Source organism: Pantoea sp. GbtcB22 (genome assembly GCF_019091025.1).
Taxonomy (GTDB): domain Bacteria; phylum Pseudomonadota; class Gammaproteobacteria; order Enterobacterales; family Enterobacteriaceae; genus Pantoea; species Pantoea leporis.
The window spans coordinates 1-236 of record NZ_JAGXKB010000845.1 but is presented as its reverse complement, the minus strand read 5'-3'; the positions used below and the strand labels follow the sequence as shown (position 1 = coordinate 236).

The 236-nt window shown below is 56.4% G+C and carries 1 protein-coding gene; it reads right to left on the bottom strand.

What is annotated here, in order from left to right; translation table 11 throughout:
- On the bottom strand, nucleotides 1–236 hold a 236-nt coding region (locus KVT28_RS26840; RefSeq protein ID WP_217551361.1), incomplete at both ends, for a hypothetical protein.

Sequence of the window (236 nt, the reverse complement as noted above, 5' to 3'; positions counted from 1 at the left end):
CGACGCGTTTGTAGACTGTATGCAGGTTAAATTGCTGACGCAGCTTACGTATTTCGCCTTCAGATACGCCCGCCAGCGCGGCCAGACGGACATCAGCACAGCCTTTACGCTTCAGCGCGCGCAGGAACTCCGCGTTCAGCGTGTTCACACCTTCGCGTTCAACCTGCTCTTCCAGACGCACCAGCTCTTCAATCTGCACCAGGCACCAGCGATCAATGTTGGAGAGGTTGTACACG